The sequence below is a fragment of the Pseudaminobacter salicylatoxidans genome (genome assembly GCF_003148475.1).
Classification (GTDB): Bacteria; Pseudomonadota; Alphaproteobacteria; order Rhizobiales; family Rhizobiaceae; genus Pseudaminobacter; species Pseudaminobacter salicylatoxidans.
Window position 1 is genome coordinate 63,394 of the sequence record NZ_QGGG01000008.1, and the last position, 15,176, is coordinate 78,569.

18 protein-coding genes and 1 pseudogene are annotated in these 15,176 nt (G+C 63.6%); 16 read left to right on the forward strand and 3 right to left on the reverse strand.

The window, feature by feature from the left end; translation table 11 throughout:
• Positions 1-30: 30 nt before the first annotated feature.
• The 3 genes from fliN to motA are packed head-to-tail and all read right to left on the reverse strand — an operon-like array spanning position 31 to position 2,330.
• Positions 31-438, reverse strand: coding sequence for a flagellar motor switch protein FliN (gene fliN, locus C7441_RS12430; protein ID WP_026060612.1), 408 nt, complete (start codon positions 436-438; stop codon positions 31-33).
• 43 nt (positions 439-481) lie between these two features.
• On the reverse strand, positions 482-1,417 hold the full coding sequence (locus C7441_RS12435; protein WP_109613141.1) for a FliM/FliN family flagellar motor switch protein: 936 nt from the start codon (positions 1,415-1,417) through the stop codon (positions 482-484).
• 34 nt (positions 1,418-1,451) lie between these two features.
• Complete coding sequence (gene motA, locus C7441_RS12440; RefSeq protein WP_026060611.1) at positions 1,452-2,330, reverse strand: flagellar motor stator protein MotA; 879 nt, start codon at positions 2,328-2,330, stop codon at positions 1,452-1,454.
• Between the two features lie 160 nt (positions 2,331-2,490).
• Here motA and C7441_RS12445 point away from each other — a divergent pair, with 160 nt between their 5' ends.
• From C7441_RS12445 to fliF, 16 genes and pseudogenes are all read left to right on the forward strand, one after another.
• Positions 2,491-3,612, forward strand: a complete 1,122-nt coding sequence (locus C7441_RS12445; protein ID WP_109613142.1) for a DUF1217 domain-containing protein — start codon at positions 2,491-2,493, stop codon at positions 3,610-3,612.
• 10 nt (positions 3,613-3,622) lie between these two features.
• Positions 3,623-4,345 (forward strand): flagellar basal-body rod protein FlgF, encoded by a 723-nt coding sequence (gene flgF, locus C7441_RS12450; protein WP_019173212.1) that lies wholly within the window; start codon positions 3,623-3,625, stop codon positions 4,343-4,345.
• A gap of 9 nt (positions 4,346-4,354) precedes the next feature.
• Positions 4,355-5,767 carry a flagellar protein export ATPase FliI gene (gene fliI / locus C7441_RS12455; protein ID WP_109613143.1) on the forward strand — a complete coding sequence of 471 codons (1,413 nt, stop codon included), beginning with the start codon at positions 4,355-4,357 and terminating at the stop codon, positions 5,765-5,767.
• A complete protein-coding gene (locus C7441_RS12460; RefSeq protein WP_109613144.1) occupies positions 5,748-6,362 on the forward strand; it encodes a hypothetical protein in 615 nt (204 codons plus the stop codon). The genes fliI and C7441_RS12460 overlap by 20 nt, the downstream gene beginning before the upstream one ends.
• A gap of 65 nt (positions 6,363-6,427) precedes the next feature.
• Positions 6,428-6,808, forward strand: coding sequence for a flagellar basal body rod protein FlgB (gene flgB / locus C7441_RS12465; RefSeq protein WP_109613145.1), 381 nt, complete (start codon positions 6,428-6,430; stop codon positions 6,806-6,808).
• Between the two features lie 2 nt (positions 6,809-6,810).
• Positions 6,811-7,230 carry a flagellar basal body rod protein FlgC gene (gene flgC, locus C7441_RS12470; RefSeq protein ID WP_019173208.1) on the forward strand — a complete coding sequence of 140 codons (420 nt, stop codon included), beginning with the start codon at positions 6,811-6,813 and terminating at the stop codon, positions 7,228-7,230.
• Complete coding sequence (fliE, locus tag C7441_RS12475) at positions 7,227-7,550, forward strand: flagellar hook-basal body complex protein FliE (protein ID WP_109613146.1); 324 nt, start codon at positions 7,227-7,229, stop codon at positions 7,548-7,550. Before flgC ends, fliE begins: the two co-directional genes overlap by 4 nt.
• Before the next feature lie 14 nt (positions 7,551-7,564).
• Positions 7,565-8,353 carry a flagellar basal-body rod protein FlgG gene (gene flgG / locus C7441_RS12480; protein ID WP_109613147.1) on the forward strand — a complete coding sequence of 263 codons (789 nt, stop codon included), beginning with the start codon at positions 7,565-7,567 and terminating at the stop codon, positions 8,351-8,353.
• Positions 8,354-8,371: 18 nt separating this feature from the next.
• Positions 8,372-8,830, forward strand: a complete 459-nt coding sequence (gene flgA, locus C7441_RS12485) for a flagellar basal body P-ring formation chaperone FlgA (RefSeq protein WP_244916128.1) — start codon at positions 8,372-8,374, stop codon at positions 8,828-8,830.
• Complete coding sequence (locus C7441_RS12490) at positions 8,827-9,978, forward strand: flagellar basal body P-ring protein FlgI (protein WP_109613149.1); 1,152 nt, start codon at positions 8,827-8,829, stop codon at positions 9,976-9,978. Before flgA ends, C7441_RS12490 begins: the two co-directional genes overlap by 4 nt.
• A 9-nt stretch (positions 9,979-9,987) precedes the next feature.
• Positions 9,988-10,533: a MotE family protein gene (locus C7441_RS12495; RefSeq protein WP_244916129.1), complete on the forward strand. Its 546-nt coding sequence runs from the start codon at positions 9,988-9,990 to the stop codon at positions 10,531-10,533.
• Positions 10,530-11,231, forward strand: a complete 702-nt coding sequence (gene flgH / locus C7441_RS12500; protein ID WP_019173202.1) for a flagellar basal body L-ring protein FlgH — start codon at positions 10,530-10,532, stop codon at positions 11,229-11,231. The genes C7441_RS12495 and flgH overlap by 4 nt, the downstream gene beginning before the upstream one ends.
• A gap of 11 nt (positions 11,232-11,242) precedes the next feature.
• The gene (locus tag C7441_RS12505; protein WP_109613151.1) at positions 11,243-11,731 is read left to right on the forward strand and encodes a flagellar basal body-associated FliL family protein; all 489 of its coding nucleotides are present in this window, start codon (positions 11,243-11,245) and stop codon (positions 11,729-11,731) included.
• Positions 11,728-12,459: a flagellar type III secretion system pore protein FliP gene (fliP, locus tag C7441_RS12510; RefSeq protein ID WP_109613152.1), complete on the forward strand. Its 732-nt coding sequence runs from the start codon at positions 11,728-11,730 to the stop codon at positions 12,457-12,459. The genes C7441_RS12505 and fliP overlap by 4 nt, the downstream gene beginning before the upstream one ends.
• A 165-nt stretch (positions 12,460-12,624) precedes the next feature.
• Complete coding sequence (locus tag C7441_RS12515; protein WP_109613153.1) at positions 12,625-13,407, forward strand: flagellin N-terminal helical domain-containing protein; 783 nt, start codon at positions 12,625-12,627, stop codon at positions 13,405-13,407.
• Between the two features lie 120 nt (positions 13,408-13,527).
• A pseudogene (gene fliF, locus C7441_RS12520) lies at positions 13,528-15,173 on the forward strand (flagellar basal-body MS-ring/collar protein FliF).
• Positions 15,174-15,176 lie beyond the last annotated feature (3 nt).

Below are 15,176 nucleotides of genomic sequence, written 5' to 3' on the forward strand. Positions count from 1 at the left end.
CAGGCTGATCTGGCTGTAGGCGATACGACATCAGGCAGGCTTCGCCGCGGTGATGATTTCGGTGAGCTTGATGCCAAAGCGCGACGGGTCGCTTTCCAGAACCGTGATTTCGCCGCGCGCGATCCTGCGCCCGTTGACGACGACATCCACCGGCTCGCCGATGCGGCGGTTCAGCGCCACGGTCGATCCCTGTTGAAGCGCCAGCAGTTCCGACACCTGCATCTCGGTGCTGCCGAGCACGATCTGGACCTCCACCGGGATGTTCATGACGACCGCCGCGTTCGGCGTCGCCTGCCGCTCATGCCGCGAACTGTCGTCGGATGCCTTTCCGGCCTCGTCCCGCAGCGCGCCGCGCAGTTCCTCGATAGCCCGGTTGAGTTGCTCTTCCGGGATATCGGCGGCGGTATCGGCCTGCTGTTCCGCGCTGGTCTGGTTCATCTGGGTCTCCATTTCAGGGCATTCCACGAAACGACGCCATGCGTCATCCCGGCAACAGCGTTTCCATAAGATCCTGGCCGGCATCGAACGGGTGCCTGATTCGCACCGTGTAATTCTGCCCCAGTTTACCGAATTCGCACATAAACAGCGTCTTGTTGCGCGACGAGAGCCGCGCCTGTGTCTGCGCCATGTCGTCCAGCTCGATCACCTGTCCCTCCCGCAGATGCGCGATCTCGCCAAGCGTCATGCGGGCGAGCTGGAGCGTCGCTTCCAGATTGACGCTGGAGCGCATCACTTCCTCGCCGAAGCGCTCCTGCCAGTCCTGCTCGGTCTCGGCAGCCGGCGACGGCACACCCGCTTCGCCGCGATGCTTCAGGAGCACGCGCTCCGGCATGGTCAGCACGATCGTGCCCAGGTTCGCGGCCGACGAAATGGAGAACACGACGCGTACCGCCGGACCATCGCGCAAAATATGGCGCCTCAGATCCGTCCCGGTGATGGCGTGCGGCAGCGGCAGCCGGAACTCGAAAGCCCGCGGGCCGCTCCCGTTGATCGCCCTGGCGATCTCCTCGAACACCATGGTGGCGATCTCGGTCTCGGTCGGCGACAGGTCACGGTCGATGGCCGGCAATGTCTCGTCCACATCGCCGCCGAATAAGGCATGGACGAGCAGCGTGATCGCCGCAGGATTGGCCGAAAGGATCAGCGCGTCCGGAGAGGAGGCCGACGCGGCGACCGTCATGGCATGGCGCGCGTCGGACGGCCGCGCCTTGGCGAAGCGCACGAGTTCGACCGTGTCGATCTCCAGATCGAGCGGCGACGCAAGCTTGGCGTTCAGGCTCTCCATGATCGTCGACAGCGAACGCTCGGCAAGCGCCCGCGCCGCGCCGATGACGCGGCCGGGCTCGCCGGTGTCGCCGACGAGGCGCTCGACGATGAAGGAAGAAGGCGTTTCCGCTCGACTCGCCGCACTTACCATGGCTGGCCCTCATTCCACTTTACCGCTGCCATCCTCATGCAGCCTTCTTGGCTTCGGCAAAGCCGGTATTCATCGTGCTCTGGTCGACCGCATCGATGGAGGGACGGTCGTGGGAAGAGATGGTCTTGCGGCCGAACTCGATGGCGACCTGCGGCAGCGCGCCATTGAGATGGGCAAGCAGGGTCTGCTTCACGATGATGTAGAGACGGTGGTTCTTCTCGCGCACGACCTTGATCTTGGTCGCTACGGGCCCGACCACCGCATAGGAAAGGAAGATGCCGAGGAAGGTGCCGACAAGAGCCGCGCCGATCAACGCGCCGAGGATTTCCGGCGACTGGTCGAGCGCGCCCATGGCCTTCACCACGCCAAGCACCGCCGCGACGATGCCAAGCGCCGGAAGACCGTCCGCCACGGCCATCAGCGCGTGATAAGGCTTCAGCTTGTCGACGCGAATGGTATTGATTTCCTCATCCATCAACGCCTCGATCTCATGCGGGCGTGCATTGCCGATGATGATGATGCGGCAATAGTCGCAAATGAACTGGGTGAGGTCAGGCTTCTTGAGAACGCTCGGAAACGCCTGGAAGATCGCCGATTCCTCGGGATTGTCGATATGCGCCTCGACCTCGCTGCGCGACTTGGCGCGCAGCTCGCGCATCAGGCTATGCAGTACGCCGAGCGTTTCGAGATAGTCGCGTTCCTTGGGAACGGCCTGCCTGAAGGCCTCGCCGCAGGCTCGGGCGGTGTCCTTCACCGTCGCCATGGGGTTTGCGACGAGGAACGTTCCGACAGCGGCACCGACGATGATGACCGCTTCCCACGGCTGGAGCAGAACATTGATATGCCCGCCCATGGCCATGAAGCCGCCAAGCACGCAGCCCATGGTCACAACGATACCGATGATAATGCCCACCGTCAGTCCTTCCGCAAGTCGCGTTATCGAAGAAGCAATAATGACCGTGCCTTGTGTGAGGCTTGAATCGATGCGCGCCACATCCACCGCCTCCCTTCAGCTTCGCGCAAGGAATCCGCTCTAGCATGGCAGGCTACGTTCGGGGTGCGGAGGCTGCCACGTGATCAACACCTACACCAGTTACCAGCTCATCACGCGCGACATCGACAAGTCGTTGAGCCGCGTGCAGAAGCAGCCATTGGTGGACCGCGAGACGAAATACTACCTGGAGAACATCACCAAGGTTAAGTCGATCGACGAGTTCGTCGATAACCCCCGCCTTTTCAAATACGCCATGAAGGCATTCGGGCTCGAGGACATGTCCTACGCCAAGGCCTTCATGAAGAAGGCGTTGAAGGAAGGCATTTCCGACCCCGACAGCTTCGCCAACAAGCTTACCGACAAGCGTTATGCTGAATTCGTCAGCGCCTTCAACTTCGCGGACCATGGCAGCGAGGCGACCGTCTACAACAAGGCGCAGCAGTTCGCCGTCGAGAATTTCCGGGCGCAGGCCGTGATCCGCGGCATCGATCCCAATTCCGATGAGGTGAAAGCGGCGAACCAGTACTACCTCACCCACATCGTCGACGTGAAGTCGATCGACGACCTGATGGCCGACGACCAGCTCTTCGCCTATGCCGCCACGGCCTTCGGCATGGATCCCGAAGTCGATACGAAGGACTTCCTGCGCAAGATCCTCGAAGGCGGTGTGCGCGACCCCGACAGCCTGGCCAACAAGCAGTCCGAGCCTCGCTATGCCGCCTTCGCTACGGCCTACAATTTCGAAGCCTTTGGCGAGGAAGCCACGACGCGCAATCCGGCGCAGCTTTCCGTCACGGAAAAGTTCTATCGCCAGACGCTCGAGGAGGATGCCGGCCAGCAGAATGAAGGCGTGCGGCTCGCGCTCTACTTCCAGCGCAAGGCGTCAGGCATCACCTCCTTCTATCAGGTCCTCGGCGACAAGGCGCTTGCGCAGGTGGTGCGCACGGTGCTCGGGCTGCCGGACAGCTTTGTCCAGACCGACATTGACAAGCAGGTCAAGTATTTCGAGCAGAAGCTGAAAGTCGAGGATTTCTCCGACGCAAAGGCGCTCGAAAAGTTCCTGACCCGCTTCACCACCATGTGGGAGATCGAGAACCCGTCATCTCCCGCGCAGGCCTCGCTCAGCATCCTGTTCAGCCAGCCGCCAGAATATGGCGTCTCGACCAATTTGCTGTTGGCCATCCAGAAAATGAGAAGCTGAGGACAAGCACGTGCAGGACGGTCTTTACGTAGCCCTTTCATCGCAGATCGCGCTGGAGCGCCGGCTGAACACGATTGCCGACAACGTCGCCAATGCTTCCACGGTCGGCTTCCGGGCCACCGGCGTGAAATTTGAAGACGTGATTTCCGGACTCGGCCAGAAATCCGTGGCCTTCGTCTCCACCGGCGACACTTATCTGTCGACCGCCTCCGGCGGCATGCGCGAGACCGGCAACCCCTTCGACTTCGCCGTCAAGGGAGAGGCCTGGTTCGGCCTCCAGACCCCGGCCGGTCTCGTGATGACGCGCGACGGCCGCTTCACCATGCAGGAGAACGGCGATCTCGTAAGCGTCGAAGGATACCCCGTCGTCGATGCCGGCGGTGCGCCGATCCAGCTGGACCCGCGCGCCGGGCCACCGGAAGTCGGCGCCGACGGCATGCTGCGTCAGGCCGGCCAGCAGATCGGCGCGATCGGCCTCTTCACCTTCGATCCCGGCCTCAACTTCACGCGCTTCGCCAATTCCGGCATCATTCCAAACGGGCAGCCCGAACCGGTGGTCGATCGCATCGAGATGGGGGTTGCTCAGGGCTTCGTGGAAGAATCCAACGTCAACCCCATCCTGGAATTGACACACCTGATCTCGGTCCAGCGCGCCTTCGAAAACACCTCCGCCCTGGTACGCAACACCAGCGAAACCTTTAGCGAGGCGGTGCGTACGCTCGGCTCGAAGTAAGCGCGCGACATGCCCGACACACTGCCGGCCAAGGCGAACCTCCAAGCACCGCCCATGATGGAGCGGGAGAACCGGCTGACCTTGCTGGAGCACGGCTTCGCGCGCTTCACCGATGAACGAACCATGGTCAAGCGCGGCGGTCGCATCATCGAGGTTTCGCAAACCCATTACCGGGTTCGCGGCCTCTCGGACATAGCCCGGCTCGGCGACATCGTGGAACATCGCGGACAGGCCGGCGCCCGCCGTGGCGAGGTGGTGCAGATCAACGCCGATGACGTTCTCATCGCGCCGTTCGAACGTTCGGCCGATGCGGGCGTCGGCGACCTGGTCTTCAATCGCGGTCCCTTCACGGTCGCCCCCCATCATTCCTGGCGAGGTCGCGTGATCGATGCGCTGGCCATGCCCATCGACGGCGGGCCGGCGCTCATGCAGGGCGACGCTCGCGATGCCTGCAAGGCAACGCCCCCGGCCGCTCTCGCCCGCCAGCGCGTCGAGACATCCTTTCTGACCGGCGTGCGCGTCATCGACATTTTCACGCCGATCTGTTTCGGCCAGCGCCTCGGTATTTTTGCGGGTTCAGGCGTCGGCAAATCGACGCTGCTTGCGATGCTGGCGAACGCGCAGGCCTTCGATACGGTGGTGGTGGCGCTGGTCGGCGAGCGCGGCCGTGAGGTGCGCGAGTTTCTGGAAGACACGCTCGGCAAGGACGGCATGACAAAAACGGTTGCCGTGGTCGCCACCAGCGACGAAAGCGCTATGATGCGCCGCCGCGCACCCGACACCGCCATGCGCGTGGCCGAGCATTTTCGCGAGCGTGGCGACCGCGTGCTGCTGGTGCTCGATTCCATCACCCGCTTTGCCCATGCCTTGCGCGAGGTCGCCATCGGCACCGGCGAGCCGCCGATCGCGCGCGGCTATCCGGCCTCCGTCTTCACCGACCTGCCCAAGCTTCTGGAGCGTGCCGGTCCGGGCGTCGAGGGCGCCGGCTCGATCACCGCGATCATCTCGGTGCTGGTGGATGGTGACGATCACAACGATCCGGTGGCCGACTCCGTGCGCGGCATCCTCGACGGCCACATCGTGCTTGAGCGGGGCATTGCCGAACAAGGACGCTTTCCGGCCGTCAACCCGCTTGCCTCGATCTCACGTCTGGCCGGCAAGGCATGGAGCGACGACGAACGCGTGCTTGTCAGCCGCCTCAAGGCCTTGATCTCGCGCTTCGAGGACACCCGCGACATCCGCCTGCTCGGCGCATACCAGCCCGGTGCCGACGCCGAACTCGACATGGCCGTGCGGCAGGTCCCCATTGTCTATGAGGTCCTGACGCAAACGCCCGCCGATCCGCCCTCCCCCGATCCGCTGGCCGATCTCGCCCGTCATCTCAGAACGAAGGAAAAGCCCAATGCAGCTCAGCCAGATTGAGCAGACCCTTCACGAACTGATCGAGAACGAAAGAGCGGCCGAGGCGAAACGACGCTGGAGACCGCTGGCGCTGCTGCGCCGCTGGGGCACCGAAGCCGGCAAGCCGGATCGCCGCGGCGACCTCGTCATCGCCGGTCTGGGCGTCACGCTCGGCCTCGTTTGCGCGCTGTTTCCCTGGTACATCTTCTTCAATCAGGAGAAATTCGGCATCGAAGCGCTGAAATTCGGCGAATATGGCGAGAGCGACCGCGCCGGTCCGCTTGCCTTGAACGCGCGCACCCTGCGGCCTGTCGATCTGCTGCCCGAGGATGCGCTTCCATCCGACGCGCTCGACCCCTTCGCCACCGGCACCCTGCCGGATGCGAAGCGGGAGCGCACACCCGTCGCAAACCAGCCCTTTCCGCTCGAGGATGTTCCCTATCAACTGCTTCACGTCGTCAATGGCCGCGGCCTGATCGAGGATGAGGCCGGGTTGTGGGTGGTGCAGCCCGGCGCCCTGCTTCCCGACAGCAGCCGCGTCGCCAGCATCGAACGCCGCGCCGGAAAGTGGGTGATGGTGACCAACCGCGACAAGGTCGTAGAGATTAACAAATAGTTGCACGCCGCAAGGCCCGCGCAAGACTGACTGCCTAGAGTCCGGACATCTGCCCGGAGAAGTCTATGCAGCCCGTAAATTTGTTCCATCTCGCTTCGCAGCAATCGCAGTGGCTCACCGTGCGCCAATCGGCGATTGCCGGCAACATCGCCAACGTCAATACGCCCGGCTACGGAACCGCCGAAATCGAGCCCTTCGAGAAAGTGCTCAACAATCAAAGCGTCTCGATGAAGGCGACGCAGGCGGGTCATTTCGAGGCCGGCGTGACCAATGCCGCCTTCGCCGTGCGCAACGAGAGCGGCAAGAATTCCGTGTTGCCTTCGGAGAATACGGTGGTTCTGGAAAACGAACTCATGAAAGCCGGCGAAGTGCGCCGCACCTATGAGCTGAACACCGCCATCGTGAAGGCATTCCACCGCATGATGATGCTGAGCGTGAAAGGCTGACCATGGACGCGCTCTCCGCCACCCTCAAGGTTGCCGCTTCCGGCCTGACCGCGCAGTCAGAACGCCTGCGCATCGTCTCGGAAAACCTTGCCAACGCGCAGTCGACCGGCAGCACGCCCGGTTCCGATCCCTACCAGCGCAAGACCGTCATCTTCTCCGCCGAGCTGGACCGTTCGGTTGGCGCATCCACGGTCAACGTCGCTTCGGTAGACCGCGACCGCTCGGCTTTCCCGGTCGAGTACCTGCCGGGCCACGAGGCGGCCGACGAAGCCGGCTACGTGAAGATGCCCAACGTCAACGTGCTGGTCGAAATGGCTGACATGACCGAGGCCAACCGCTCTTACGAAGCCAACCTCCAGGTCGTGAAGCAGGCGCGTGACCTCATTTCCATGACCATCGATCTTATGAGAGGCCAATCATGATTACCGGCGTCGGCCCGATCAACTCGCAGCTTCTGTCGAAGGACGCAGGCAGCGTCACCGGCGTCTCCCCCACGGCACTCGCGCCGACGGGCGTCGAGACCGGCCAGTCCTTCGCGGCCATGGTGTCGGAAGTGGCCAATCGCACCATCGATACGCTGCAGGGTGCCGAGCAGGTTTCGGTGCGCGCGCTGCAGGGCGATGCCGATATGCGTCAGGTGGCCGACGCGGTGATGAACGCCGAGCAGTCGCTGCACGCGGCAACCGCCATCCGCGACAAGATCGTGTCCGCCTATCTCGAAGTCAGCCGCATGGCGATCTGAAGGGAACTGCAAAGATGAAAGCGCTCGCCATCGCCGCCACCGGCATGAATGCCCAGCAGACCAATCTGGAAGTCATCGCCAACAACATCGCCAACATCAACACGACCGGCTACAAGCGCGCCCGCGCCGAGTTCTCCGACCTGATCTATCAGGTGGACCGCCTGCAGGGCGTGCCCAACCGCGCCAACGCCAACATCGTGCCCGAAGGCGTCTCCGTCGGTCTCGGCGTCAAGACCGCGGCCGTTCGCAACGTCCATATCCAGGGGTCGCTCACCAGCACCGGAAACTCCTACGATCTGGCACTCACCGGCAAGGGCTGGTTCCAGGTCGATGGGGCAAACGGCGAGACGCTCTACACGCGCGCCGGCGCCTTCAACATCAACGGCACCGGCGATCTCGTCACGGTGGACGGCTTTGCGGTGCAGCCGGCCATCAACGTTCCCGCCGACGCAATCGAAGTCATCGTTAACAAGTCCGGGCAGGTGTTTGCCCGCCTCGACGGACAGATGGACCTCCAGGAACTCGGCCAGCTCACGCTCGCCACCTTCTCCAACGAAGCCGGTCTTGCACCGTTGGGCGACAACCTGTTCCAGGAAACCGTCGCCTCCGGCCCCGCCAATGTCGGCGTCCCCGGCGATCCCGGCTATGCCACGATCGAGCAGGGCTATCTGGAATCGTCCAACGTCGATCCGGTGAAGGAAATCACCGAGCTGATTTCGGCCCAGCGCGCCTATGAAATGAACTCCAAGGTCATTCAGGCAGCCGACGAGATGGCTGCGGTCGTCTCCAAGAGCATCAGGTAAGGCATGATGGCGCGCGCCATGCACAACCTCGTCATTGCGGCTACCGTCGGTTTGGCGGTGCTTGCGGGCGCTGCGCCGGCACTGAGCGGGCAGACGGTGGCGATCGCCAATCGCGTCATCTATCCGGGCGAGCCCATCCCTGCCAATGCGTTGAAGGAAGTGATGCTGCGCGAAGGCAAGGTGCCGCCGGCCGCAGTCGCCCTGGCGATAGGCGACATCGAGGGCAAGGTTGCGCGTCGCACCCTGCTGCCGGGGCGCTATATCCCGCTCGCCTCGTTGCGCGACGCCTGGCTGGTCGAACAGGGGGCAACGGTGCAGGCTGTCTTCGTGGCCGGCCCGCTGACGATCACCGCTTCGGCCGTCTCGCTTCAGCCCGGCAGCCCCGGCGATCTGATCAGGGTCCGCAATGTCGATAGCGGCAAGGTGCTTTCCGGCACCGTACTGACGAACGGCACCATCCAGGTTGGCGATCTATGATCCGTGCGCTGACGCTCATTCTGGCGCTTGTTCTCGGACTTCAGCCGACATTTGCCGATGGACCTGAGGGGCGGCTGCTGAGTTCCCTGCCCGGCGCGGGCGGCCCTATCTCGCGCATCAAGGACATCGCGCGCATCCAGAGTTCGCGCGACAACCAGCTTGTCGGCTACGGCCTCGTCATCGGCTTGCAGGGATCGGGCGACAGCCTGCGCAACGCGCCCTTCACCGAGCAGTCGATGCGCGCCATGCTGGAAAATCTCGGCATCGCCAGCGAAGGCGAGCGCATGCGCGCCAAGAATGTCGCCGCCGTGATCGTGACCGCCAACATGCCGCCCTTCGTGCAGTCGGGCGCGCGCATCGACGTCAGCGTATCGTCGCTGGGCGACGCCACCTCATTGGCCGGCGGAACGCTGGTGATGACCCCGCTGAAAGCCGCGGATGGCGAAATCTATGCGGTCGCGCAAGGGTCGGTCTTCGTCGCCGGCTTTGACGCACAGGGCCAGGCCGAGCGCGTGACGCAAGGCATTCCCACCAGCGGCAGCGTGCCCAACGGCGCCATTGTCGAGCGACAGGTGAAGGCCACCCTCGGCGATCAGGCGGTGCTGACCCTGCAACTCCTCAACGCCGACTATTCGACCGCCGTGCGCGTGACCGACGCCATCAACGAATATTCCCGCGCTCGTTTCGGACGACCTGTGGCCAGCGAGCAGGATGCCCGCACGGTCGTCATCCGTCGCCCGCCCAACATCTCCACCGCCCGCTTCTACGCGGAGCTGGAAAATCTCGTGGTCGAGACGGATGCCCCGGCGCGCGTGGTCGTGGACGAACGCACCGGCACCATCGTCATCGGCCAGGATGTCAGGATTTCGCGTGTGGCCATCAGCCACGGCACGCTGACAGTGCGCATCACCGAGACGCCCACCATCGTGCAGCCCGAACCCTTCTCGCGCGGCGTCACCGCCGTCGAGCCCAACACCAATATCGAGGTCGACCAACCCAATGCCAAGGTTGCCATTCTCGACGGACCGGATCTGCAAACGCTGGTTTCCGGGCTGAACCGACTAGGCGTGAAGCCTTCCGGCATCATTGCGATCCTGCAAGGCATCAAGTCGGCCGGCGCCCTGCAGGCAGACCTCGTGCTGCAATAGGTGACGAAGATGACCGCTTCCACATCGCTGCCGCTCGCGATACGTCGCACCGGCCTTCTCGCGGCCTCGGCAGCGGCGATCGTGCTGATGACCGGCATGGCCGCGTCGGCGCAGCAAGGCGCGGCCGAACCGATGGCGGCGATCACCGCAGCATCCGAACCCACCGAGATCGAGCGCTTCTGCTCCAACATCGCCGACGTTGCGCGCGACCGGCGCTATGCCCTGCAGCGTCAGGAACTGGAGACGCTGCAGAAGGACATCGACCAGCGCATGAAGGCGCTGGAGGAAAAGCGCGCCGAATATGAAGAGTGGCTGAAGCGGCGCGAGGACTTCCTCTCCAGGATCGAGGACAACGTCGTCAAGATCTACTCCACCATGAAGCCGGATGCCGCCGCCGAGCGGCTGGCCGAGGTGAATGTGGAGGTTGCGGCCGGCATCCTCATGAAGCTCGAAGCCCGCAAGGCGGGCGTCATCCTCAACGAGATGAACCGCAAGTCGGCAGCCGAACTCACCCGCATCATGGCTGCGGCCACGCGCAAGGAAGACCCGACATGAACCGCCTCGTCCTGACCGCCCTCGCCGTGGCCGCTTTGTCCGGCTGCGCCGCGCGCACCGATGAAATCGGCAGGCCACCGGTCATGTCTCCCGTCGGCTCCGGTCTGGCACAGGCGCCGATGGTCTATCAGTATCCGCAGCAGCCGGCCCAGCCGGTGAAGCGCTTCTCGTTGTGGGACGACCGGCAGAAGCGGCTGTTCACCGATCCGCGCGCGCTCGCGCCCGGCGACATCCTGACGGTGAAGATCGAGATCAATGATCGCGCCCGCTTCAAGAATGAATCCGACCGCGACCGCAAGGTCGGCCGCTCGCTGGGCCTTGCCATGGATTTCGGCTGGAACGGCAGCAAGCAGGGCGGCTCCTTCGACGCCGATATCGATTCCAAGACCTCGACCAAGGGCTCGGGCAAGACCGAACGCTCCGAGACCATCGAACTGTCGGTGGCGGCCGTGGTCAGCGATGTGCTGCCCAACGGCAATATGCTCATCCATGGTTCGCAGGAGGTGCGTGTGAATGCGGAGTTGCGCATCCTCACCATCGCCGGCATCGTGCGGCCGCAGGACATCGGCCCCCACAACACGATCCGCTATGACCGCATCGCGGAGGCCCGCATTTCCTATGGCGGCCGCGGACGCCTGACCGAGGTTCAGCAGCCGCCTTACGGCCAGCAGATCCTCGACAACGTATTGCCCTTTTAGGCGAGGACCGCATGTCGATCGTCGAGCAGACAACTTCGGAGGCCAAAGGCCCCTCGCTCATCGTGCAGAGCGCGGTTCTGCTTGCCATGACCGCCGCAGCGATCGGCCTGGGCTGGGCAGCCGGCCAGTATCTCTATCGCAACGACGCGGCCCGGATCGAGGCGCCTGCCGCAGCGACTGCCGAAGCGGAAAGTGATGCCCATGGGCCTGGTACGCGCGGTATCGAGATCACGCTTGCGCCCATCACCACCAATCTTGCCGTGCCGGGCACGACATGGGTGCGCATGGAAGCCTCCATCATCCTCGACGAGCCGGCCGCCCCCTCGCTCGCGGACGACATCCATCAGGACTTCGTCGCCTATCTGCGCACCCTGAGGGTCTATCAGGTCGAAGGCGCCACCGGCTTCCGCAACCTGAAGGCGGACCTCGAAGAGCGGGCGAAGATCCGCAGCGGCGGCCATGTCCGGCAGGTACTCATCCAGACGCTGCTGTTCGAATGAAAAAACTTCCCATCATCGCCCTCGCGCTGTTCGCGACCGTCACGGCAGCGCAGGCGCAGCAGATCGACCTTGGCGCCATCGGCCAGGCCGACGGCACCACCGTGGGCTACATCATCCAGATGTTCGGCCTCATCACCGTGCTTTCGGTGGCGCCCGGCCTGCTGATCATGGTCACGAGCTTCACCCGCTTCGTCATCGCCTTTTCCATCCTGCGTGCCGGCATGGGCCTGCAATCGACACCGGCCAACCTGATCCTCATCAGCCTGTCGCTGTTCATGACCTTCTACGTCATGGCGCCGACCTTCGATCAGGCATGGAACAACGGCGTGCGTCCGCTGATGAACAACGAGATCAGCCAGCAGCAGGCGCTGGAGCGCATCTCCGACCCGTTCCGCCAGTTCATGGCCAAGCATGTGCGCGACAAGGATTTCGACCTGTTCGCCGACCTCGCGCGCGAGCAGGGCCAGACCGTTTCGCGCGATAATGTCGATCTGCGCGTGCTGGTGCCAGCCTTCATGATCTCCGAAATCCGGCGCGGCTTCGAGATCGGTTTCCTGATCGTGCTGCCCTTTCTGGTCATCGACCTGATCGTGGCCACCATCACCATGGCCATGGGCATGATGATGCTGCCGCCCACCGTGGTATCCTTGCCGTTCAAGCTGCTGTTCTTCGTGCTCATCGACGGCTGGAACCTGCTCGTCGGCAGCCTGGTGAGGTCCTTCAGCTGATTTGCACCTGTCGGGTTAGTCTTTTGGTAGGAATTGTCCCCCATAAAGACAGCCATACAGGGAGGGTGGCTTCAAAAAAGCCACAGGCATGATGCCGCTCCACCCTTCGCCGGTAATTTCCGGCATGTTCCTGACAAAAAGTCTGATTTCATAAAGGAACACACAATGGCCAGCCTTCTGACCAATACCTCTGCCATGACTGCCCTGCAGACCCTGTCGCAGACCAACAAGAACCTCGCCACCACCCAGAACCGCATCGCAACCGGCCAGCGCGTTTCGACCGCTTCGGACAACGCCGCTTACTGGTCGATCGCGACCGGCATGAAGGCGCAGAACAGCGTCAATCAGGCGGTCAAGGAATCGCTTGGCTTCGGCTCGGCAGTCGTCGACGTCGCCTATACCGGCATCGAAGAGGCCATCAAGCTCGGTGAGAAGATCCTCGCCAAGCTGGTGTCCAACGAACAGGGCGGCATTGACACTGGCGCGACCGACAAGGAAATCACCGCGCTCACCGAACAGATCGCCCAGATCGCCAAGTCGGCTGACTTCGAGGGTCAGAATCTTCTGAAGACCGGTGGTGCCGACCTGGAAGTTCTCGCCGGCAAGGTCAAGGATTCGGCCGCTGGCGCTGTCGACAAGATCACCGTAGCTGCCTACGATCTCGAAGCCGCCGACTTCGCCGACATCGCGACCGCCGAGGCGACGCTCAAGTCCATGCGCGAGGCTGCCGCTGACATGGGCGCCGCCAAGATCCGCATCGACTCGCAGCTCGAATTCACCTCGAAGCTGATGGACGCGGTGGACCGCGGCGTTGGCTCGCTCGTCGACGCCGACATGAATGCCGAATCGGCTCGCCTTGCCGCTCTGCAGACGCAGCAGCAGCTCGGCATCCAGGCGCTGTCGATCGCCAACCAGAGCTCGCAGGCCATCCTGTCGCTCTTCCGCTAAGACGATCTCGCCTCACGGCGAACACAGGCCGCGCTCTTTCAGGGCGCGGCCTGATTTCATTTTCGCACAAGCTTCGACCTCTACTGTTCCGGCGGACAGACATGCAGGAGCCGTCGAACCGTGCCGCAGCAACTTCAGACCCTCATCTCCAATCTGCAGGAATTCGGCCCGCGCCGGCTTTCCATCATGGGTGGCGTGGCGGCTCTCGTTCTGGCGGTCATCGCCATCGGCGCGATCTATCTCAATCGCCCGAGCTACGAGACGCTCTATGTCGGGCTCGAGCGCTCGGATGTGAGCCAGATCGGCGTCGCGCTTGGCGAAGCGGGCATTCCCTTCGATGTCGGCTCGGACGGAACCTCGGTCATGGTGCCCATCGGCAAGACGGCCGATGCGCGCATGCTGCTGGCGGAAAAGGGGCTGCCGACCAGCGCCAACGCCGGCTATGAGCTGTTCGATAATGTCGGCTCGCTCGGCCTGACCTCCTTCATGCAGCAGATAACGCGCGTGCGCGCGCTCGAAGGCGAAATCGCCCGAACCATCCAGTCGATCAACGGTATCCGCGCCGCCCGCGTCCACATCGTGCTGCCCGAGCGCGCCAATTTCCGCCGCGAAGAGCAGCCGCCTTCGGCCTCCGTCGTCATCCGTGCAGCCAACAATATCGATGCGGTCAAGAGCGCCATGTCGATCCGCCATCTCGTGGCGGCAGCCGTGCCCGGTCTCAACGCCGACAAGGTTACCGTGCTCGATTCCAGCGGCAACCTGCTTGCCGCCGGCGACGACCCGCTCAACTCCAGCGCCAGCCGTTCGCTCGGCGTCGAGCGCACCGTGGAAATGCAGATCGAGGAAAATATCCGCCGCGCGCTGACCCCCTATCTCGGGCCGGACAATTTCCGCGCCAGCGTGAAGGCCGACATCAACACCGATTCCCGGCAGACCGAGGAAACCATCTTCGATCCGGAATCGCGCGTCGAGCGTTCGGTGCAGGTGGTGCGTTCCAACGAGAATGCCAACCGGCGCGACGCCGCCGCCCCCGCCACAGTCGAGCAGAACCTGCCGGAAGCCAATCTCACGCCCGCCGAAGGCCCGCAATCTTCCGAGCAGAGCGAGCGCAAGGAAGAAACCACCAATTACGAGATCAACTCCAAGCGCATCGCCACCGTCAGCAACGGCTATGCCGTCACCAAGATGTCCATCGCCGTGGTGGTCAACCAGGGTCGCCTGTCCGAAATCCTCGGCAAGGACGCCACGCCCGAAATGATCAGCGAACGCGTCGCCGAAATCCAGAAAGTGGTGACCTCCGCCACCGGCTTTGACCAGAATCGCGGCGATATCATCAATGTCGCGGCGATATCATCAATGTCGCGGCGGTCGAGTTCATCGATGGGCTCGACGGCGTGCAGGTCCCCGAACCCGGCATGCTCGACGCCTTCAGCAGGCACCTCGGCACCATCATCAATGCCGCCGCCTTCATCGTCGTGGTCTTCCTCGTCGCCTTCTTCGGCCTGCGCCCGATGGTCGCCAGCCTGACCCGCACGGCCGAGGCACAGAACCCGAGCTTCGATGAGGTGCAGCGCTCGCTGCCGACACCGGAGGCGGCAGCGGCCGAAACGGAAGCGCTGCCGCAGCCGCGCAGCAACCCGCTGGAAGATCTGCGCCGCAAGCTGAAACCCGCACCGCAGGAGCGGCTGGCCCGCATGGTCGATCTCAACGAGGAACGCACCGCGCTCATCCTGCGCAAATGGGCGCATCAGGAAGCAGCGGGCTAGACC